20 protein-coding genes are annotated in these 22630 nt (G+C 37.8%); 4 read left to right on the top strand and 16 right to left on the bottom strand.

The window, feature by feature from the left end:
* Positions 1-25 precede the first annotated feature (25 nt).
* Genes ACPLVE_RS05190 through ACPLVE_RS05175 form a run of 4 tightly spaced genes read left to right on the top strand, consistent with a single transcriptional unit; the run spans position 26 to position 3885 of the window.
* A complete protein-coding gene (locus ACPLVE_RS05190) occupies positions 26-991 on the top strand; it encodes an ABC transporter permease (protein WP_424610440.1) in 966 nt (321 codons plus the stop codon).
* A 13-nt stretch (positions 992-1004) separates the two neighbouring features.
* A complete protein-coding gene (opp4C, locus tag ACPLVE_RS05185) occupies positions 1005-1928 on the top strand; it encodes an oligopeptide ABC transporter permease (protein ID WP_424610439.1) in 924 nt (307 codons plus the stop codon).
* A gap of 11 nt (positions 1929-1939) precedes the next feature.
* Positions 1940-2923: an ABC transporter ATP-binding protein gene (locus ACPLVE_RS05180; RefSeq protein WP_424610437.1), complete on the top strand. Its 984-nt coding sequence runs from the start codon at positions 1940-1942 to the stop codon at positions 2921-2923.
* The gene (locus tag ACPLVE_RS05175; RefSeq protein WP_424610435.1) at positions 2920-3885 is read left to right on the top strand and encodes an ABC transporter ATP-binding protein; all 966 of its coding nucleotides are present in this window, start codon (positions 2920-2922) and stop codon (positions 3883-3885) included. Before ACPLVE_RS05180 ends, ACPLVE_RS05175 begins: the two co-directional genes overlap by 4 nt.
* On the opposite strand, the gene ACPLVE_RS05170 is transcribed toward ACPLVE_RS05175, so the two are convergent.
* From ACPLVE_RS05170 to ypeB, 16 genes are all read right to left on the bottom strand, one after another.
* A complete protein-coding gene (locus tag ACPLVE_RS05170; RefSeq protein WP_424610433.1) occupies positions 3886-5121 on the bottom strand; it encodes an MFS transporter in 1236 nt (411 codons plus the stop codon).
* A complete protein-coding gene (locus ACPLVE_RS05165) occupies positions 5108-5563 on the bottom strand; it encodes a transposase (RefSeq protein ID WP_424610431.1) in 456 nt (151 codons plus the stop codon). The genes ACPLVE_RS05170 and ACPLVE_RS05165 overlap by 14 nt, the downstream gene beginning before the upstream one ends.
* Before the next feature lie 70 nt (positions 5564-5633).
* Positions 5634-6752 (bottom strand): ABC transporter permease, encoded by a 1119-nt coding sequence (locus tag ACPLVE_RS05160; protein ID WP_424610429.1) that lies wholly within the window; start codon positions 6750-6752, stop codon positions 5634-5636.
* 21 nt (positions 6753-6773) lie between these two features.
* A complete protein-coding gene (locus ACPLVE_RS05155; RefSeq protein ID WP_424610428.1) occupies positions 6774-7889 on the bottom strand; it encodes an ABC transporter permease in 1116 nt (371 codons plus the stop codon).
* Positions 7890-7899: 10 nt separating this feature from the next.
* Entirely contained in the window at positions 7900-8835 is a 936-nt protein-coding gene (locus ACPLVE_RS05150) for an ABC transporter ATP-binding protein (protein ID WP_424610426.1), read from the bottom strand.
* Between the two features lie 152 nt (positions 8836-8987).
* Positions 8988-11396: a plasma-membrane proton-efflux P-type ATPase gene (locus ACPLVE_RS05145; RefSeq protein WP_424610450.1), complete on the bottom strand. Its 2409-nt coding sequence runs from the start codon at positions 11394-11396 to the stop codon at positions 8988-8990.
* 527 nt (positions 11397-11923) lie between these two features.
* Positions 11924-12562, bottom strand: coding sequence for an MBL fold metallo-hydrolase (locus tag ACPLVE_RS05140; RefSeq protein ID WP_424610424.1), 639 nt, complete (start codon positions 12560-12562; stop codon positions 11924-11926).
* 57 nt (positions 12563-12619) lie between these two features.
* Entirely contained in the window at positions 12620-14308 is a 1689-nt protein-coding gene (gene argS / locus ACPLVE_RS05135) for an arginine--tRNA ligase (protein ID WP_424610423.1), read from the bottom strand.
* 2 nt (positions 14309-14310) lie between these two features.
* Positions 14311-14733, bottom strand: a complete 423-nt coding sequence (locus ACPLVE_RS05130) for a DUF1934 domain-containing protein (protein ID WP_424610421.1) — start codon at positions 14731-14733, stop codon at positions 14311-14313.
* A 132-nt stretch (positions 14734-14865) separates the two neighbouring features.
* A complete protein-coding gene (locus ACPLVE_RS05125; protein WP_424610419.1) occupies positions 14866-15627 on the bottom strand; it encodes a M15 family metallopeptidase in 762 nt (253 codons plus the stop codon).
* Positions 15620-17047 carry an APC family permease gene (locus ACPLVE_RS05120; protein WP_424610417.1) on the bottom strand — a complete coding sequence of 476 codons (1428 nt, stop codon included), beginning with the start codon at positions 17045-17047 and terminating at the stop codon, positions 15620-15622. The genes ACPLVE_RS05125 and ACPLVE_RS05120 overlap by 8 nt, the downstream gene beginning before the upstream one ends.
* A 299-nt stretch (positions 17048-17346) precedes the next feature.
* Positions 17347-18516, bottom strand: a complete 1170-nt coding sequence (locus tag ACPLVE_RS05115) for a D-alanine--D-alanine ligase family protein (protein ID WP_424610416.1) — start codon at positions 18514-18516, stop codon at positions 17347-17349.
* Positions 18517-18527: 11 nt separating this feature from the next.
* Positions 18528-20144: a UDP-N-acetylmuramoyl-tripeptide--D-alanyl-D-alanine ligase gene (locus tag ACPLVE_RS05110; protein ID WP_424610414.1), complete on the bottom strand. Its 1617-nt coding sequence runs from the start codon at positions 20142-20144 to the stop codon at positions 18528-18530.
* A 6-nt stretch (positions 20145-20150) separates the two neighbouring features.
* Positions 20151-20894, bottom strand: coding sequence for an alpha/beta fold hydrolase (locus tag ACPLVE_RS05105; protein ID WP_424610412.1), 744 nt, complete (start codon positions 20892-20894; stop codon positions 20151-20153).
* 129 nt (positions 20895-21023) lie between these two features.
* Complete coding sequence (locus tag ACPLVE_RS05100) at positions 21024-21221, bottom strand: small, acid-soluble spore protein, alpha/beta type (RefSeq protein ID WP_009610892.1); 198 nt, start codon at positions 21219-21221, stop codon at positions 21024-21026.
* A 66-nt stretch (positions 21222-21287) separates the two neighbouring features.
* Entirely contained in the window at positions 21288-22622 is a 1335-nt protein-coding gene (ypeB, locus tag ACPLVE_RS05095) for a germination protein YpeB (RefSeq protein WP_424610410.1), read from the bottom strand.
* Positions 22623-22630: the final 8 nt, after the last annotated feature.

Here is a 22630-nt window from a genome sequence, read left to right as displayed (position 1 = left end):
TCCAATGCATTTAGGAGGGGATTTGATGACACAGTTTATAATAAGAAGGCTTTTGCAAAGTATTCCAACACTAATAGGTGCATCCATAATAATATTTTTAATTTTTGCTCTCGCTCCCGGAGATTATGTTACACGACAGTTTGAAAACCCTAAAATGACTCCTGAAAGGATGGAACAGTTAAGGTCATTATATGGCCTTGACAAGCCTTTGCCAGAAAGATACTTAAGATGGGCTGGAAACATGCTAAGAGGCGAAATGGGAGACTCTTTAATGTTCAAAAAGCCTGTCATAAGTGTGATAAACGACTTCATATGGAACTCTTTTCTTTTAGGAGTTGCCATAATGTTCTTTGAATGGCTGATCGCCTCAATAATAGGCATATACTCGGCAGTCCGACAGTACTCTTTCTTTGACACAGTGGCCACCATTTTAATCTTTTTACTATATTCACTGCCTTCTTTCTTCTTTGGATTATTGCTTTTAAAGTACTTCGCCGTCGATTTAAGATGGTTTCCCGTGGGGGGCATGATAACTACCGGTTCTAACTATACCGGTTGGGCTCATATAGTAGATGTTGCAAGGCATATGGTACTCCCTGTTGCAACTCTAACCTTAATAAGCGTGGGAGGTTTAAGCCGCTACTTTAGATCCAATATGCTGGAAGTTATAAAGCAGGATTATATAAGGACAGCAAGAGCGAAAGGATTAAGGGAAAGAACTGTTATCTTCAAACACGCTTTAAGAAATGCTCTTTTGCCTTTGATAACTCTTTTCACACTTGAAATACCAAGCCTCTTTGCAGGAGCAATGATAACAGAAAGAATATATAATTGGCCCGGAATCGGTAAGGTAGTCCTACAGGCAATTTACGTAAGGGATTATCCTCTCTTTTTGGGATACACCATGTTAATAACCGTACTCACAATTCTTGCAAATATACTGGCAGACGTATTATACGGAATAGCCGATCCTAGGGTAAGGCTTAAATAAGGAGGGATATGATTTGGAAAGACCTACTCCGACTCTAGATTACACGAAGAAAAGAAACAAAAAAAGAGGTGGTACTTCCCTCTGGCAGGACGCTTTTTACCGTTTTATAAGGAATAAGTATGCCATACTCGGTTTGATAATACTTACAATTATGTTTTTGTTCGCTTTTGTAGGGCCTTATTTTTCACCACATCAGGACGTACCCGATGTGACAAAAGCAAATCAGCCTCCCAGCAAAGAACACTGGCTTGGAACAGATAATCTAGGAAGAGATGTTCTCTTGAGGCTTATGCTCGCAGGAAGAATCTCTCTCACTATAGGTATAGCTGCTACTTTGATACTCCTGTTGATTGGAGTAACTTTGGGGTCTATCTCTGGATATTACGGGGGATGGCTTGATGTCATAATAATGAGAATCGCAGACATCATATACGCTATGCCCGGGCTTCCAATATTGATAGTGATGGGTGCCATAATGTCGGACTTAAAAATACCTCCAGCCCACAGGATATACTACGTCATGTTCATATTAGGTATCATCTCATGGGTTGGTGTTGCAAGGCTTGTGAGAAGCCAGATTTTAAGTTTAAAAGAGCAAGAATTCATGCTGGCAACAGAAGTTTTGGGTTTGAGAGACACCAAAAAGATAATAAAGCATCTTTTCCCCAACGTGCTACCAACAGTGATTGTCGCTGGAACATTAGGAGTGGCAAGCTCTATAATTGCAGAGTCTACTTTAAGTTTTCTTGGTTTAGGCGTAGTGCCTCCAACACCTTCTTGGGGTTACATGCTTTCTGCTGCTAATAATATGATAGACTTTGCAAAGCGTCCGTGGCTCTGGATCCCACCAGGTATCGCTATAATGTTTACCGTTCTTGCTATTAACTTCATAGGCGATGCCTTAAGGGACGCTTTTGACCCAAGACAAAAGATTTAGGAGGAGTTGAAATGGCAAAAAATATTGTAGAATTTCGCAATCTTAAAACTTACTTTTATACCGAAGAAGGTGTTGTAAAAGCAGTAAATGATGTCAGTTTTTCAATTCGCGAGGGTGAAACCGTCTGCGTCGTTGGGGAATCAGGATGTGGGAAAAGTGTAACTGCTCTTTCTTTAATGAGGCTTATACAGTCGCCTCCTGGAAGAATTGAAGGTGGAGAGATAATATTTGATGGAAGAGATATCCTTAAATTAAGCGATGCTGAAATGAGAAAAATTCGAGGAAATGAAATAGGAATGATATTCCAGGAGCCAATGACCTCATTAAACCCCGTTCTCACAATAGGAGACCAGCTGATGGAACCTTTAATGCTTCACAAACACATGACCAAGAAAGAAGCGTGGAATAAAGCAGTAGAACTCATAAAACAGGTGGGTATTCCCCGCGCCGAACAGATCATGACAAGCTATCCTCATGAGTTAAGCGGCGGAATGCGACAGCGTATAATGATAGCAATGGCCATAAGCTGTGACCCCAAACTTTTGATCGCCGATGAGCCTACAACTGCTCTAGACGTTACCATACAGGCTCAGATACTGGACCTATTGAGAAAACTAAAAGAAGAAAAGGGAATGGCTCTTATGCTCATAACCCACGATTTAGGAATTGTCGCCGAAATGGCAGACTACGTTGTAGTAATGTACGCAGGAAAAGTCATAGAAGAAGCTCCAGTCAGAGAACTTTTCAAAAACCCCAAACACCCATACACAAGAGGCCTTTTAAAAGCAAAACCTGTGATTGGAAGAAGACAAGAAAGACTTTATACCATACCTGGGCAGGTACCTAACCCTATAGGACTTGGGGATTTCTGTTATTTCAGCGACAGATGTGAATACACTATGGACGTATGCCGCAAAAAGATCCCTCCTCTTGTCGCTGACGAAAATGGCCATAAAGTAGCCTGCTGGCTGTACGAAGGAGAGTGGAAAAAATGAGCGAACCATTGATTGAGGTAAAAAATTTGAAAAAGTATTTTCCTATAAGAGGAGGAGTTCTACAACGCACAATAGGATACGTAAAAGCCGTAGACGGAGTAAGTTTCACTATAAACAAGGGTGAAACTCTAAGTCTTGTGGGAGAATCCGGCTGTGGAAAAAGCACAGTAGGTCGTACTATAATAAGGCTTTATGACAAAACGGAAGGCGAAGTTTTATTTAAAGGAATCCCAGTACACAGCCTCAAAAAAACTGAACTTAGAAAACTTCGCCCAAAAATGCAGATGGTATTCCAGGACCCTTTCAGTTCTCTAAACCCCAGACTCAGAATAGGCGATGCAGTAGGAGAAGCCCTGTTAGACCATGGCCTTATTTCAAAAAAAGAACTGAGGGATAGAGTAATAGAAACGTTAGAAATGTGCGGTCTGGCACCTTACCACGTAGATAGATATCCTCATGAATTCTCTGGCGGTCAGAGACAGAGAATAGGAATAGCACGCGCACTGATTTTAGATCCTGAATTTATAGTCTTGGACGAACCTGTATCTTCTTTGGACGTTTCTATACAGGCTCAAATAATTAACCTTTTGATGGATTTGCAGGAGAAAAAAGGTCTTACTTATCTTTTTATCTCTCACGATTTGAGCGTAGTAGAACACATAAGCACGAGAGTAGCAGTAATGTACCTCGGAACCATTGTTGAAATGGCTTCAAGAGACGAGTTATTTGACCATCCACTGCATCCTTACACGCAGGCACTTCTCTCTGCAGTGCCAATACCTGACCCTGACCTAAAAAGAGAAAGAATAATACTGGAGGGTGATATACCAAGTCCTGCAAATCCGCCAAAAGGCTGCAAATTCCACACAAGATGTCCCTTTGCAAAAGAGATATGCAAAGAGCAAGTGCCTGAATTAAGAGATGTAGGAGGAGGGCATTATGTAGCTTGCCACTTAGTATAGCTACATGCCCTCCCCCTTTTTTTCGATTTCTTTTACAAAAATGGGTTTCACCAAAAATTCAAAGTACACAAAACTTATCAAAAGAATCAGAGAAGTAATAAGAAAAGGAAATGTGCTCTTACCCCTTTGAATTACGTACCCTGCTATAAAGCTTCCAATAGCACCTCCTATACTCCTTAGAAAAGTCCTTGCACCTCCAAAAAAATCTCTTTTATCTTCCTCTACAGCCGACATCGTCTGGCTGTCCACCATATTGAGAAAAAGTGTAAAACTGCCACTCCTCAAAAGGAAAATTAACACAAAAGCAATGGGAAGCATCTTAAAGTAAAGAATAAAAGCCATCCCTATGTTTATAGCGTACACGTAGTAATAAGACCTAATTATTCCTACCTCATTTATAAGCCAAGGCATTATTATTGAAGCAAAGAACAGAATTATCCCATTGGCAGTCAAAACATAAGAGACAGCTTCATCGTGCCACCCTGTAGTAAATTTTATTATGACATTCTGAAAAGGTATAACCAATGAAAATGCTATCCCCATCAAAAAAAGATACAACGTCAAAGTTATTATTTTGCTGTTCAACTGCTCTTTAAAACTTTCCACTAAGCCCTTTTTCTCTACTTTTACTCTATTGTTATCGTTATTAAGGCAGGGCAAGAATACTCCTCTTAAAATCGCCAACAAAAAAATGGCCAGGGCAGAGATGTATATTGACCACTGATATTTAGTAGTACCATCCTTGAGAAACTGCGGGATAAATCCTCCCATAAGAGTGCCTATCCCGCTAAAAAGAGTAAAAACTGCAAAGAGAAGACTGTAGCTTAAAGTCTCTGTTTCACTTGTCCCGGCATAAGAAAAAAGAAGCTGTATCTCTGTAGAAACCAAAAGTGAGATCCCAATAAACTGTATTACTTGGGCCGGATAAAAGGCATAAAGAGTGGTCCCAATTCCAAACATCAAATAGCCCAATCCTATCAGTAGAATCCCTGTTATAAATACCCTTTTCCTCCCAAAATGCCTTGCCATAAATCCTGCAGGCAGTGAAAAAAGCCCCATAACAAAAGTACCTACCGAATTTAAAGCACCAATCTCCTCAGGTGAAATGTTCAATGCTAAAAAATGAAAATTGAGCACGAAGCCCAAAATTCCCATCCCTATACCTAAAAGCGCTTCTGTTGCCACAAAAATTTTCACTTCTCTTGGTAGATATCTTACCTGGTCAAAAAGCCCCATACCCTTTCTCCTTTCTCTTTACCCAATCAGACAAAGGGGACGGTTCCTCTTTCACTAGTCCCGTTTTTACTGGTTTTTGATGAATATATCTTACTAATCCTATAACGTAACTCTCATTTCCAACCGGCTCACTTCTAAACCTATCCTGAAATAAATGCCCTGCCCTATCGTATTTTTTATTAAAATAAGAAGCATAAATTCCTGCAATCCTCTTAATAGAACTTGACAAATCCTCATTGCCTTCCTTGATCATCAAATGAACGTGGTTGTTCATAAGACAAAAAGCAGTTAAATAAAACTTCCCGCCCAGTTTTTTCTCTGCCAATATTTCTATAAAGCGCTTTTTATCCTCATTACTTCTGAATATATTTTTCTTTTCATTTCTCCGCAGCATCACATGATAATACCCGCTCTTTCTTTTAACTCTTGGCTTTCTAGGCATTTACATCCACTCCAAAAATAATAATTCAGGCAAACGGAACTGTCCCCCTTGTCTGATTATAACATATAAATTAGATAAAATCTCCCATTTTTTCAGAAGTTTTAATTTTATATATCCCTAGAAGAATAAAAGTTAAGGCAAAGGCTAAAAGTATAATTATATCGATATAAACATTGCTTAAACTACCACCCATTTGAATTTTTTCTATAGCGTCTATTGCCCATTTCTGTGGTATAAAATCAGAAAGCTTTTGAAGTGTTTCAGGCATTAAATAAAGCGGCCAGAAAACTCCCCCCAACATACAAGTAGGTATGATAATCAAAGTAGACAAGGTATTAGAATAACTTGTAGAGGGTGAAAAAGAAACTATCATTGAGCTTAAACCAATTGAAGCTATTCCAAAAGAAACCAGTACTAAAAAGACATCAAATGTAGCTTTTGTGAAGCCTAAGTTTAATATAAAGGTAACAAATAAAAGTACGAAAGCTATTTGAAAAACTGTCATAATTAAATTTAAAAGGAAATTACTCACTAAATAAGTTTTTGGCTTTAAAGGGGAGGCAAAAATTCTGTAAAAAGTTTTATCTCTTTTCTCTACAAGTATAAAATTAGAAATATTAAAAGTACTAAACATCAAAAACATTATAAAAAATCCCAAACTTCTCGTTATTGCCACTGCTGTCTTACTTATATCCTGAACAATCACAACCTGTAAGCGAAAAGGGTTGTTCTTATATATATTATACATCCTATAAAAACTTTCCTCATTACCATAAGATGCTCTAGCCAGATTGTAAAGAACATTTATCTTGCGGTCAAGATAACTTTTCAAAAATAAGGTAGCTTCTTCCCCTTTTATTGATACAATCTCTACATCCTTTGGATTTCCCTTCAAAATCCCTTCCTCAAATTTTTGAGGAATCACTATAGCGCTGTCAACTTTTCCTTTCGATACTTTATCATTTATCTCGTCTTCTTTCAAAAAAACAACCTTGAATTTATCAGTTTCCCCTAATGAATTAATTAAATCTTGAGAAATAAGACTTTTATCTTTATCTACAACACCTATTCTAAGCTGTCCGCTGCCTCCATAGGTAAAAAGCAAAAAGAAAAGTGGAATTATAATACCCGAAATCAATAAAATAATATTCCCTTTCCTTCTAAAAAACAGCTTCATTGTATTTTTCATAATTAAAAATAGCTCTCTCACTCAAAAAGCCTCCCTTCTGAATAAGTAAGCTGACAACACTATAAAAAAGGCCGCAGGAATCAAATTTACCATGAGGGCTTTTGGTACATACTGATAATTGCTTCCCAATATTACGTTAAATATAGCTGCATTTGTCCATGTAATTGGTGAATAATTGGACAGTTTTTCAATAAACTGACTTCCCATTTCTTTTACAGGATAATATGACCCTCCTAAAAAAGCTATAAAAGGAATTATGCCGTTTAGTAAACCTTGTGCCATTGCTCCGTTTTTTATAATAAACCCCATACTCACTCCTAAACCAACTACAAGGATTATTTCACTAATTATAATTACAAAAATTGTTACAATATCCTTCCCCCAGTTAGCTCCAAAAACATATTTGCTGAAAATAACAATAATCAGAGCCTGTATAAAGGTAGAAAAAGTTACTCCTAATACCTTCCCCATCAATATTTCATATTTCTTAACAGGAGAAGCTAATATTCTTGCTCCTGTCTTTTTTGTCCTTTCCATATCTATTGAAAATACACCACTCATAGCACCGTATAAAATTATCAAAGTAAGCATTGTAACAGAATAATAATCAAAAGATGTTTGTTTAACCTTTCTGTCAATAGAGGTTATTTTTACAAATTCCTTATTTAAATTTATATCGCCGCTATTTTTAAGAAAGGCAGGATTTTGTGAAGCTATCGCTGTCATTCCCTTAAAAGTATCAATAAAAGAATCAATCATGCTTGCTGCAATCTCTGCTTTTATATCTCCATTTTCATTCTTATAAAAAGTGATATCTTTACCTTTTAAAAAAACATAACCATCATATTTGCGTTTTTCTATTTCACTTATTCCTTTATCTACATCTTTTATTTCTACAAATTTTACTCCCATTTTATCAGTTTCTTTAATGAAAATATTAAAACTCTGTGAAAGTATCCTATCTCCTTCATCTGTATATATGACTTTTATATACCCTAATTTTATATCTGATGTTGACGAAAAGGCAAAACCTAAAATTCCAATCAAAACTATGGGTAGCAATATCATAAGCATCAATACCTGCTTATTATAAAATATTTCTTTTATTTCTTTGAGCATTATGGTAAAGATTCTCACATTCTCACCTCTAATCTCTTAATTTTCTTCCTGTAAGTGTAAGAAAAACTGTCTCCAAATCTGGAATTTCATTTCTTAGGTTACGTATTGGTATGTTTTTTGAAATAAAATATTGTATTACATCATTAAAATTCCCCACATCTTTTAAACTTGTTATCTTTATCGTGCTATCTCTTATCTCAACAGCTTTTACACCCTTTATTCCTTTCAATTCCTCCTCTTTTACTCCATCAATTGAGCCAATTTCAATATAAACTGTATTCACATCTGTAACCATTGAAGTGAGTTCTTCCTTTGAACCTTGAGCTATAACCTTGCCATGGTCCATTATAGAAATCCGGGTGCAGATAGCCTCTACTTCCTCCATGTAGTGACTTGTGTAAATAATTGTACTACCCATTTGATTTAGCTTTTTAACAGATTCCAAAATGTGATTCCTCGATTGAGGGTCTATACCTACTGTAGGTTCATCCATTATCATCAATTTAGGTCTATGGGCAATGGCACAGGCAATATTTAGTCTTCTTTTCATGCCACCTGAAAATTTATTTGGCACTTCTTTTGCTTTATCCAAAAGACCTACAAATTCAAGAGCCATTTCTACACTTTCTTTTAGCTCTTTTCCCCCAAGTCCATAAAGGCTTGCGAAAAAAGCTACATTCTCATAGGCTGTTAAATCTCCATAAATAGCAACATCCTGAGGCACAATACCTATATTTTTCTTTATAAATTCAGCATCTTTACGTATGTCTTTGTCAAAAACATAAACTTCGCCTTTATCAAAACTTATAAGTCCACAGATTATGCTTATAGCCGTAGTCTTTCCTGCCCCATTTGGGCCTAATAGACCGTAAATTTCTCCTTCTTCTATTTCTAAATTTACATTATCTAAAGCTATAACATCACCAAACCTTTTTATTACATCCTTCATTTTAACTATCTTCATAAAATATCCTCTCCTTACAAAATAAATTTTCAGACAAAGGGAACCGTCCCTCCTGTCTGAAATTAATTTAGTTTTTTCAAGACAAAGGGGACGGTTCCTCTTGTCCGTTCATTTTGATTTTCAGACGAAAGGAACCGTCCCCGGTGTTTTATCTAAACAGATTTTAAAGACTTACGTCTGAGCATCAAATACTTTACAGGGTCATTGACTAAGAAAGAAAACAGTAAAGATAAAGTGATTACTGTGGCAGTGTGGGTTATAGGGATTGGTTTAACTCCTGGTATCCCAACACTTACTAAAATTGTCACTACAATAAGGTCTGCTATTACAGTATATAGCAAAGACTTACTGGGAATTGATTCCCAAAAATGCCCTCTTTCCCTTACTACAAATACAGTAAATATTCCAAAGTAGAAAAGAATAGAAAAAGAATATGTGCGCAATAAATTGTAATCAGTATTAAGCCCCAAATATCTCATTCCAATGTATAGAATGATTAACGATTCTATTACCACCAGTATACCCAAAAGCATCGAGGACAGCACAATTCCTTTAACATCCCAGGTATCAGGATCTTTCGACCATCTGGCATTATCTGTAGAAATTGAAAGGGTTACAAAATCCACTACAAACATCAAAAGTATCACATCAAAAGCAGAGACTATAAATTTTTTTGTCAATAAAAATGCCACCACTACAAATACAACGATCTGGAATGTCTTGACTACCTTATTAAAAATCCAAGTCAACAGCCTTTGGTAAATCATTCTTCCCGTCTTTACTAAATCCACTATATTTGAAAGCCCTTCTCCAGTCAATACAACACTCGCAGCTCCTTTTGCTACATCGGTGGCTGTACTTACTGCTATGCCAACTTCCGCCTGTTTTAACGAAGGAGCATCATTTACCCCATCTCCTGTCATACCAACGATATGTCCTCTTTTTTGAAGGCTTTTTACTATAGAGTATTTATCCTGTGGATAAACTTCTGCAAAACCATCGCTTTCTTCTGCAATCATTGCCGCTTTTTCCGGGTCTTTTTCTACTAATTCCCTAAACTCCTGAGCATTCGTTATTTTATCTCCTATGCTCACTTGACTTGCGGTTTCCTTTGCAATAGGAAGAGCATCTCCTGTCAACATTTTTATAGAAACACCCAGACTTTTTAACTCTTCAATGAATTTCTTGGCATCCGGCCTTGGCATATCGTATAAGGCCACAAGTCCTACTATTTTTAAATTCTCGTCGCTTTCCCCCATTGCAACAGCAAGAGTTCTATAACCCTTTTCTGCAAAATTCATTGCTTTGTCATTCAAAGCTTTTTCATCCTCTTTTGTAAGTTCAGCTATTACGTTTAAAGCTCCTTTAATCACTTTAAAGGTCTTGCCTTCCCTCTCAATTACAGCTTCTGTCCTCCTAGTCTTTGGGTCAAAAGGATGAAAAACCTTTTGCAGGTAGCCTTCTAAAGAAATTCCTCTCTCCTCAACAGCCTTCAAAAAAGCCAAATCTATAGGGTCATGATTTGCTTCCTGAGAAGCTAAAGCGCCGTAAAGCAACACCTCATTTTCAGTAAAACCTTCCATTGGAATTACGTCGGTTATAGAGAGCTTGTTCATAGTAATTGTGCCCGTTTTATCAAGACACAATGTATCCATAGTAGCCGCATCTTCCGCCGCACTTAACCTTGTGACCAGAACTCCTTTTTTTGCGAGCTCCATAGACCCTATCGCCATGCTTATTGTAAACATGGCAGGCAAAGCCACAGGTATAGAGGAAGCAAGGAGCACAAGCGCTAAAGAAACGACTTCGATAAGATTTATACTCATCATATAAGAAACAGAAAAAGCCACCAGAAGTGCAATGGATACTATTATAAGAAGCCATTTGACCACCTGAGAAGTAACCTCTTCAGCATGAAGTTTAGGTCTGGCTAACTGAACAAGCTCCGTAGTTTTCCCAAAATAAGTATTTGCTCCTGTTAAAACAGTAACAGCAGTAGTTTCTCCGGACTTTACTATCGAACCAGAAAAAAGCATATCAGACTTTTTCTTTGCAACAGTTAAAGATTCTCCTGTCAAAGCCGACTGGTCTACTTCTACTTCCCCTTCTACCAATTTTACATCCGCGGGAACAAAATCACCGGCTCTTAACCTAATAACATCCCCTGGCACCAATTCTCTCGCTGGTATAAGCTGCCACTTGCCATCTCTCAGGACCCTTGCATTTATTCTTAACCTTTGTTTCAAGGCCTCAACAGCTTTGGAAGCTCTTTCTTCCTGCATAAAACCTATTACAGCATTAACAAGAAGCAATGCAGCAATAATGTACATATCAAGATACTTATGAAGTATGTAAGATAACACAATGACTGCCTCCAGCATCCAAGCAGTCAAACCCCAGAATTTTTTCGCAAATTTTATATAAGGATTCTCCTTTTTCTCTGGCACCTCGTTATATCCATACTTTTTCGCTCTCGCTTCCACCTCTTCTTTTGTCAAGCCTTCCTTCAGGTCTACTTTTAAATTTTCTACGACTTCCTCTATACTCATTTTTTCATACATTGCTTTTTCTTCGTCCGCCACAATACATCACCTCAAGAACAATTTACAGCTCTACCTTTTATTTTCATTATACCTTTTCCCTTTTTGATTTTCAACAGAAACTAATTAAAAACAGACAAAAGGAACCGTCCCCTTTGTCTGAATAAAAAAGTAAGGTCCGCGATGGTCTTCGCTTCAGCCAGTACAGGTCCTTCGGCGCCATCTGGCACTTCACAACCTGTACTGACCTATGCTCGACTGGTATGGATACCTTAGGAAGCCTCTTTTAAGACTTCCGGCCTAAGTACATCGCAAAAGCGCGTACTCTGCCTGCGGCACCCATAACAGTCTTAGCTCGACTGCAATGCATCCTTTTTAGCTCTACGCTTTATCAAGACGCATTGCAATCTGCCCTCCGACTGATTTAAAAAATCAATCTTTGGCCGGCCATTTAAGGCTCACGCCTCTAAATGACCTTGGCTCAACCATCGCGAACCTTACACTATTATGTTTTCCTTTTTCACGTCTAATATTCTAAGAATTTTTATCTATTTTTGGAAAGTTAATGCAATAACTTTTGGCTGCCCTTCCAAATCTTCTTTCTTAACTTCCAGCTCAGAAGAAGAAAGCTGTTCCCCATTCGTGAGTTTCAGGAAGTTGTCGACCGTGTCTATTGGAAAATCTATGTACTCCGTTTTGTAGTGCATTGGAATGGTTATTTTAGGGTTTAGCTGTTTCATAACTTCTACTGCCTGTTTTGCATCGATTGTGTAGTATCCCCCTACAGGAATAAGAAGGACATCTACAGGACCTATCTCATTGACCTGCTTTTCTGTTAATACATGTCCTAAATCTCCCATATGGCACACTCTCACACCGTCAATTTCAAAAACAAAAACTATGTTCTTTCCCCTCTTCGCCCCTTGCTCCTCGTCATGAAAGGTACTTACTCCTTTTATTTTTATTCCTTTTATGTTATGTTCTCCTATCCTGTCTATTATTTCGAATTTTCCTTTTACAGCTTTAAAATAATTGTGGTCGAAATGGGAATGGGAAGAAGTTACAATATCCGCTCTCACATCTGGCATAGGGTATCCTACGGAATCATCAAAAGGGTCCGTGACAATTGTGGTCCCATCTTCGGCAGTCAATTTAAAGCAAGCATGTCCTAACCATTTTATTTTCATAAAAGACCACCTCCTAAAACCTATTATAACACAAAAAAGGCGGTAAAAACCGCCTTTTTACATTCTTTCTGGTGCAGTAACTTTGAGCATGTCGAGAGCATTTTTAAGAACTGTTTTTACAGCTAAAATCAAAGCAAAACGCGCTTTCATCAAATTTTCCTCCGCCCCTTTAACCCTGTGCTTGTTATAAAAAGAATGGAAATAAGAAGCAACGTCTATGACATACCTTGTAATCCTGTGGGGAGCCAAGGTTTTCGCCGCTATAGATATCTCTTCCGGAAAATAAGCAAGTTTCTTTATCAAATCGACTTCTTCCTCTTCTTTTAAAAGCCCAAGGTCTACATCTTCTATATTTTCTATCTTAACCCCCATCTCTTCTAATTGCCTTATTATAGAGCAAATTCTGGCATGGGCATACTGCACGTAAAAAACAGGGTTTTCATTTGTCTGCTGTTTTGCTAAATCTAAATCAAACTCTATTGGGCTATCTGGTGACCTCATGTTAAAGAAAAATCTCGCTGCGTCTTTACCCACTTCTTCTATTAAATCCCTTAAAGTAATCATCCTTCCCGTCCTTTTGGACATCCTGACGACCTGACCACCTTCTATAAGCTTGACAAGCTGCATTAAAACTACATCCAACCTGTCAGGATCTATCCCCAAAGCTTTCATGGCTCCCTTCATTGGAGCAACATGCCCGTGGTGGTCAGCACCCCAAACATTTATTACCCAATCAAAACCTCTGGTCACAAATTTATTTTTATGGTAAGCTATATCAGAAGCAAGGTATGTAGGAATGCCATTTGACCTTACCAAAACGTCGTCTTTTTCTGCCCCAAAAAGAGTCATCTTAAACCATAAAGCCCCATCTTTTTCATAAGTATATCCCTTTTTTGTAAGCTCTTCTATGACCTTGTACACTTCTCCGCTCTCATAAAGGGACTGCTCAGAAAACCATACATCGTATTCTATTCCATAAAGCGCTAAATCTTCTTTCATTTTCTCTATATTCTTTTTAAGTCCATATTCTATTAAAGCTTTACGCCTTTCTTCAGAGGGAACGTCCTTGTACTTATCACCATAAATTTCTAAAAATTCTCTTGCCCTATCTATTATGTCTTCGCCGTGATATCCTCCTTCTGGTACCTGTGCATCTATTCCAAGAAGCTGCAAATACCTTGCTTCAAGTGAATAGCCAAACTTTTCTATTTGATTGCCAGCATCGTTTATGTAAAATTCCCTCGTAACATTATATCCTGCATAATCGAGTATAGAAGCCAAAACATCCCCTATAGCACCGCCCCTTGCATTCCCCATATGCATGGGACCTGTAGGGTTAGCAGAAACAAACTCAACCTGGACTTTCTTCCCATTACCTATGTTGACTCTTCCGTAATTTTCTCCTTTTTTATGAATTAACTTAAGTGCTTCAATCAAAAATTTTTGATTAAGAAAGAAGTTTATAAAGCCAGGACCTGCCACCTCAACTTTTTCTATAAAACTACCATAAGAGTTTATTTTAGAAACGATAATTTCTGCAATTTTACGGGGAGCCATTTTGGCTTCTCGTGCCATAATCATTGCAAAATTAGTAGCAAAGTCACCATGTTGTTTTTCTTTTGGCTCTTCCACTTCTATCTCAGGAATAGAACCAAAATCAATGAGTCCCTCTTCTTTTGCCCTTGATATCGCATCCAAGACGAGACCTTTTATTTCTTCCTTGGCTTTCTGAATTATGTTGTCCAAGTTTATTGTACCTCCCTCACTCTTAAGTGTAATTCGTTATTGCTGACTCTTTGATTATTTAAGTCTAACACATATTTTATCTTTACCTCTCCACCGGTTTCTCCCATATCCACAGCAAGGTCTGTTGACATGATTCCTAAAAGAATTTTTCCATAAGGAGTATTGTAATCCGTCTCATGCCTTTTATTTTTTTCGAAAATCATTTTCGATTTGTTAGTCCCAAATCTCAAGAGAGTAACCTTGTCCCTTGTAATTTTTAACGTCGTAGTTGTTCCGTCCATCCCCGAAAGTTCACTTTCTTCATATACCACATAAAAAGTATCGCCTTTTATATAAAAGCTTCCCTCCGTAATTAACTCTATAGTATCTACCTCATCTATATCGTTTCTTTGCATGCCTTTTACAGAAATAATAGCTTTTTTCAACTATCTCTCCCCTTTTTCCAACGAAAAATCCTTTTCTATTATTTTTTAACACACAATCAGCTTCAATTCAAGTATCCCCTATTAAAAAATTCAAAGAGGGAGCAACCCTGTATCGCTCCCTCTCCGAAAAAACTATTCTATATCGTCCCTCCATGCAAAGAAAGGTTTTGCTCTTCCGTAAATAGCATATTCTTTTTTAGCTACCCATGCCCAATTTTGATTCCCATAATCATAGTGCCACCATTCATCCAGATAATTTGTAAACCCCACAGATGTCATCACATTAAAAAGCAACCTCCGATTTTCGAGCGCCTCTTCCTCTTCTTTTGAAAGGACTTTCCCTTCTTTTAATAGTTCTTCAAAATAGGTAGTTCTTGCTTTCTCAGTGGGGTCATCATATTCTGTCCCCATATTCAGTAATCTTCCCTTGTCATCAGCTATAGTCAAATCAACAGCTCCACCCGTATTGTGAGGAGAAGGCCTTGCGGGATCTGTAGAGGGTAATGCCACATATGTGAGAGTTCTTTTTACGATCTCATCTTCAGATTCGTTAGGGTATTGCTTTCTAAACCGCTCTTTTAACGTGTCAAATAGCGATTGCTGTACCTGAATCGGGCGCCACGTATCAAAAATCACAAATTTGTAACCCGGTGGTAATAAATTAGCTGCTTCAATCAATTTTTCATAAACACTTTCTCTCACATAGCATTCGGGAAGCGCTCCTTTTAATCCTTGAAGAAAATACTCTGAATGCACTACTATTCTTTCTGGATATAAACTTAATGGAACCAGCTTCTCGTTATTTTCTTTAATCGGTACCTTCCTTACTTCCTCCCAACTCCACTTATCAATAGGCGTAGAAATGGCAACTTTCTTAAAATCGACGTCACTCATCTTTATCCCCCTTTTCTCCAGCAATCTTGCTGTACTCCGGACCAAGCAACTCTTTTAAGGCCTCTTTTTCTTCTCCGCGCGGAGAATACAGGTAAAGTATAAACCCTACTACTATCCAAACTGCGAGTATTATATATTCATATGGCCATTCCAGGGACAAATCTGTACCAGGTATAAGCGTGGAAATTGCAATAAGCCCTGCCATTATTGCTCCTATAATCGGATAGAACATGCTAGACACTTTATATGGCCTTTCTAAATTTGGATACTTCTTTCTGATAACAAACAAACTTATTACGGCCAAAATCCATGCAGCAGCTACGGTAAAACCACCTATATCTAAAAACCATATTATAGCTCTCTTGCCTAACCATCCTAACCCAACTGCAAAAGCCAGAGTGAGATATATAGCATTTATAGGTGTGCCATACTTCGGATGGGTTTTGGTGAAACTTTCTGGGAGTATTTTTGCTCTCGCCAAGGAAAGTATTAACCTGGGGGTAGCAGCAAATAACCCAAGAAAAGCTGTTCCTAATCCTAGCAAAGAAATTAGATAAGCTGCAATACTCAAGGCAGGAAATCCTGCAGCCTTAAAAGCATCTATTGTTCCTAATTCCATCTTTGCTGTATCTTGCCATGGTATTACCCAGGCAGATGAAAGAAGAACAATAGTGTAGAAAAGTCCCGCCAAAATCACAGAAGAAATAACTCCCAGACCAATCCTTCTCGGCGGCATATTTGCTTCTTCTGCCATAACAGCTACTAATTCAAATCCTGTTAAATAGGTCATGGCTGGCAATACAAATCGTAAAGTAGCAAGAGTAGGATTCATATCCGGGCTCCAAGCAGGCCAAAAGTTTCCTACTTTACCCACTCCAAAACCAACAGCTACTAGAGTTAATCCCAAAAGGATTTTGATTGACACCATAACAATTTGAGCAATAGAAACTGATTTTATGCCAACATAGTTTAACCAGGTAATCAGAAGAGCCAGCGCTACACCTATTATTAATTCAGAAACATATATTTTCATGCCAGCTATCATGTAATAAGGTCCACTTTCTATTTGAGGAATAGCCCAACTAAAAAGCCAACCTGCAGCAGCAACGTAAAAAGCCAAGGAGCTGAGATATGCTCCTATCAAGGCCCAACCTGCTGCAAAAGACCAGCCTTTACCTAGAGCCACATATGTATAGACAACTTCTCCTCCTGCCCTAGGAAAAGCTGTAGACAACTCCGCATAAGCTAATGCAATAAAAGTTGCCAGTAGAGTCGCCAACAAGAATCCGAAAATTTCTCCCCCAGCTCCGTATTTTGCAAAAAAACGACTATTAGTATAAATCCAACTAGTACCTACGATTCCTCCCATTCCTAATGCTATAAGGCCGGGAAAAGTGATCTGTTTTTTTAGCTCACTCATTTTTTAAAGACCCCCTCACAATAATATATTAGGATTTAAAGGGAAAATTAGAAAATACATTGGAGGGATAATTGAAAAGATGTGAGGTTAGAAAAGTGCGCTAAATGTGTTTCAACCCTTTAATATATTACATCAATAATTACTATTATACTATTACTGCTTAAAATTGTCAATAAAAATGGGGGTTTTATGAAAAATTTTTTACACTATTTACAAATTTAAAGAAGTGGCATTTTGTGTAAATACTTTTAAACTGGATTTACACACAAAACGCCACTTCCTTATTCTATCAATATTTACTATTTATTCAATCCTTTTTCTGCTGCTTTAAGAAGTAAAGAAGTCTCAAAGGTATACATGTTCCTCGCATATTCTTTATGCCTTTCCAAAGCCTGTTGTATTAACCTGTCAATTAAATTCTCAAAAGTTATCCCCATTGGCTTCCACAAATAAAATGCAAAAGATCCAGGTATTGTGTTTATTTCATTGACATATACCTTCATCGTCTCTTTTTCCAGCAAGAAGTCAACTCTTGCCAATCCGCTGCAATCCAGAATCTGAAAGACTTTTTTTGCTAATTCCTGTATTTCTTTTGTCTTCTCTTCGGGAATCGGCGCAGGAATCTGTCTTGTAGTTGAGCCTTTTCCCCCTTTTTCTTTCCTCATGTATTTGTCCTGATAGCTCAAAAATTCTTCCCATGCGACAGGCATCTCACAAAGAGACACTTCTAGCTCCTTATCCATTCCCATCACAGAACAATTCACTTCCATAGGTTCTTTCACGGCTTCCTCGACAATTATCTTCCTGTCATAATAAATAGCAATTTCTATAGCATCAAAAAGCTCATCCCTATTTTTAGCCTTGCTTATACCTATGCTAGAACCCAAATTAGCCGGTTTAACAAACATCGGATAGCTGAGATTTTCTTCTATATATTTAAGCATACCTTCTCTGTCCTTTTCATATTCCTTTCTCAAAAACCAGAGATATTTAACTATAGGAAGATTATTAGCTTTAAATATATCTTTCATTATCACCTTATCCATCCCCGTAGCCGACCCTACTACTCCGCTGCCCACATAGGGTATATTTGCCAGCTGAAACAATCCCTGCATAGTGCCGTCTTCTCCATGAGTTCCATGAAAAGCAGGAAAGATAACATCTATGTCTATGTACTCATACTCTTTTGACATGAATTTCTTCCTGAAAGGGTAGTAATACAATTTGTTAAGCCCCGGCACAGGAGGCAGCACAACCTGTTCGCACTTTTTTAAAAGGGAAGGTATGTCCTTGTAATTAGATATATCTAAAAGGTCTTTGCCAGTGTACCATCTCCCGTCTCTTCCCACGTATACCGGTATTGGCTCATACTTTTCTTTGTTCATATTCTCAATGACCTGGAGCCCTGTAATTATAGAAACCTCGTGTTCCACTGATTTTCCCCCAAACATCACAGCCACTTTCAACATAAAAATCCTCCTCATCCTTCATAATTATCAGGCAAGTCATTTTCAAAAAGCACCACATCTCCCGGTTGAAGTAGCGTCTGTAAAACCTTTGTAGCCTCATCCAAGTTAGCCACAACAAACACTTTTTCTTCGGGAAAACTGGCTTCCTTCAACCCTTCAAAAATAGGTCTACTTCTCTTTTTCCCGACTAAAATTGCATAGTCACAGACCTCTGCAATGTTTTTCCCGAGATTTTTATTCTCTTCATACTCTTTCTCCCCCAGTTCCACCATTCCTGGAGTTACGATTATCCTCCTCTTTGCATCCATCTCCTTAAGACAGGCAAGGGCTTCTTTTGCCCCCTCAGGGTTTGAGTTAAATGCATCGTCAATAATGGTTACGCCATGAGGAGTGGATATAAGCTGAAGCCTGTGGGGAACAGGTTCAACCTTCAAAAGCCCTCTTCTTATCTCTTCCTCCTCCATGCCCAACGCTATCGCCACAGAAATTGCCGCCAAAAGATTGCTCACATTATGCCTCCCAAGCAGTGGGACTTCGCACTTTATCCTTTTTCCATCTTCAGTGACTGCATCAAATTTAAGTCCCTGTTTAGTATTAATGATATTCTCTGCCCAAAGAAAATAATTCCTTTCAGTTGGATTTTCTACTCCATAGAATAATTTTCGTACACCAAATTTTTCTCCAAAAGTCCTGCAATAGTAATTATCCCCATTTAATACAGCAATCCCATCTTCCGGGAGACCTTCTATAAGCTCAAATTTAGTTCTGGCAACATTTTCTATGGTCCCAAAAGTCTCAAGATGCTGAGGACCTATTGATGTAATGACTCCTATCTTTGGATTCGCAAGCTTTACTAAAACTTTTATGTCTCCCTTCTGTCTCGCCCCCATTTCGCAAACAAAAATCTGATGAGAATCCTTAAGGTCATTTCTGATGACCTTTGTAACCCCCATAGGCGTGTTATAACTTTCTGGGGTCATCAAAACAGAAAATCTTTCTGAAAGAATAGCAGTAATGAAATGCTTTGTACTCGTCTTGCCATAGCTACCCGTTATGCCTATGGTAATTAAATCCTTTCTGCTCCTTATCTTGCGCTGAGCCGATTTGTAATAAAGCATTTGAATAAACATCTCCAAAGGATAAGTAACTAACAAGCTAAAAAGCATATAAACCGGAACAAAAGCAGCTATGAGCAATAAGCCAGTAGATAAAAGATTTGGAATTTTAAAATACACTTTTAGTGTAAAATATAGAGAAAGTCCCATAAAAAGCCAGAAAGTCGTAAAAAGTCTTGTTGCTCTCGCAGTAAACACAAGGGGTTTTTTGGGTCTTTTCTTTAAAGTCACTTCCTTGTATGTGGCGTAAACAAACAAAATCATCGGTATTAAAAGAAGAAGTTTTGATGAAAACAGGAAATAATCCAATAGAAAAACAATCAGACTACCTATAAGAAAAAGCGATGATTCTTTTGTCCATTTATCCCAATTCTTCACATGCCATTTAAAAAAATTTTTTATTTTATAACCTTCCAGTTGCGCCATATGAAGCTCTTTCCTGCCATAAAAAAATACCGCAAAAACAAAAGCTAAAACCGCAAATATATCAAATATATTAAACAAATACGACATCTTCTATCACCTCAAAAAATGACTCACAATGATTATAAAATCTCCCAATCTTTCAAGGTAAGAAAAATGCCCTGCATTTTCAAAAACCACTAATCCGGCATCAGGAATCTCTCTTTCCATGACCTTTGCAAATTCAATAGGAGTTTCCCTGTCCTTATCTCCCCATATAAGGAGCGTAGGAGCTTTTATCTTTTTCAAATATCCTCTCAAATCCTGATTTATCACCTTAACGAAAGTACCCCTTAAGCGACCCGCCTCTTTATAATCTTTCGACCCATATTTTTCATACAATTTTTCTACTGCATCCTTCTTACCTAAAAGCGAAAATATAGTTTTTACAAGCTTAAACCTGTACACCTTGTAGTAATACTTCCATCCTCTTTTTGGAATTAAGCCTGCGCTATTTACAAGAACAAGTTTATCTACCACCTCAGGGTGAATAGCCGCCAACATTATAGCAACACGTCCGCCAAAGGAATGCGCTATTACATTCACCTTACCAAGCCCTAACCTTTCTATAAACTTATATGTAATTTCCATGTATCTAGTGACATCCCAGTCCCCATCCGGAAAATCTGAACGACCAAAGCCCGGGAAATCTATGGCATACACCTCGAATTCCTTTGAAAGAGCATTAAATACGGGTAAAAAACTATTTGCATTTCCTCCCCATCCGTGTAAAAATAAAACTTTTTTACCTTGCCCATCTCTTTTATAAAAAATATTTATACCGTCTATATTTATATACACTTTTTTCACTCCTATGACAAAATTGCTAATATATATTATAGCATTTGTACGACAAGTATAATACCACATTTACTCACAATTTAAAAATTTTTAGTAGGTAAAAAGCCGGGAAAATTCCCGGCCGAGGGTTTAGAGGGTGACTTTTCCGTTGTTGTAGTTCTCAACTAGCATCTTCTCTGCTCTCTGAATTGCAAGTTTCACTAAGTTACCGCAGTCCCTTGAGGTTACGCTTCCCCAACCTTCCCTCATTACGGTGTCGTAAACGCCGAGTTCCTTCGCCAGCTCGTACTTGAGCTGGTCTGACATCAACCCTCTGCGTCTACCCATTTTTATCCCCTCCTTTTTAACCCCTCACACTTATTTTGCTCATCAAAACCTCCTTTATGTTATTAACTACATGGTCAAATCCCCATGTTCTGTTTTTATAACCTTCAATATCTTTTCTTCGCTCCCATTTATAGCGTTTATATAGACGTAGAAAGTATCTCCTCTGTAAGTTCCTTTGAATTCATAAGCCAAAACTTCTTTCCCGCCCTCCAGCGGAATTAATGCCAATTTTGTACTCTCTATCTTTAGATTTTTATTGACCTTTTCTCTTGCCTGTTCTAATGTGAGCTTTGGCTTTTCTAATTTTCTCTTTACGTGGTTCATGTAATAGGCTGTGGCATCAAATCCTATTATGTCTCCGTTGTCCAAAGCCACCTTAACTTTTACAATATCTGGATAAAGATAGACTTCATTTTCAACAGGTACAAAGTTAAACTGAATATAGCCTGGCGCTTTCATGGAATAGCTGCTTTCCATGTCTTTAAATCCGTGGGTTTCTAAAAAATTCTTTGCATGCTTTAAAGCTTGAGAAGCTGAAATATTTACTTTTGAAGGGCTTCTTTCATCCATCATCCACACCACATATCCGCCTTTTCTGCTCACATTTATGTAAACAGGTGGTTTCCCATGAGGTTTAAGCTCTACTCCGTACGTTTTTATTTTGCCATTGGTAGGACTATACTTGTTCTCAGATTCTACATTTTTCCCATAGAATTTCCTTGCTATTTCCACGGCTCTGTCATAAGAAATCTCGGGACCTGTAAGTCCTTTAGGAGTAAGTTTTGAAAGGCTTTCTGAAAAAGGTCCATCATATATTAAAGTAGGAAAATTTGTCATTGTTTGATTCACCGTGTTCATCTTTACATTCAAAATTTTGCTATCAATCTTAGCCATTTTTTGAGTACCCTGCTTTCTTAAATTCCCCAGTTCATATCCTCCCTGAATTTTTTTGCTCAGGTCATGAAGATTCTTGCCCAGGAAAACTGCATAGTTATGGAGCGTAGTCAGAGTTTTTAAGTCCTCTCCTGTAAGCTTTTCTCCTGCCGCTACTTTTTTTGTAAGGCTATATGCGTAATCTCCCACCTGAACCAGAAATTTCGATGTGTTGTCTATTTCAGGTTGGCCAATAGGCAACTGGCTCAAATGCTCTTGCCCTGAGAAAGCCTCTCTCCATATCTCATCCAAGATCGAAATAGTAGTTTTGTCAGAAGAGGCTACCATGAGTTTACCCATTGAAGTTTCTATATTTTCTACATTTGAAATGAGCTGATAAAAGGAACGATCATACTGAGCCTGAAGATATCGGTGGTAGGAAATTTTTTCTAAATATTGTCTATACCCCCAGGCTCCTAAAACTAAAACTAAAATTAACACAAAAGCCGTAAACCATCGCTTTAACATGACTTTCA

Origin of the sequence: Caldanaerobacter sp. (assembly GCF_049701115.1) — a bacterium.
In the GTDB taxonomy this organism is placed as follows: domain Bacteria; phylum Bacillota; class Thermoanaerobacteria; order Thermoanaerobacterales; family Thermoanaerobacteraceae; genus Thermoanaerobacter.
The sequence above is the reverse complement of the archived record's forward strand: the minus strand, read 5'-3'. Positions and strand labels throughout refer to the sequence as shown.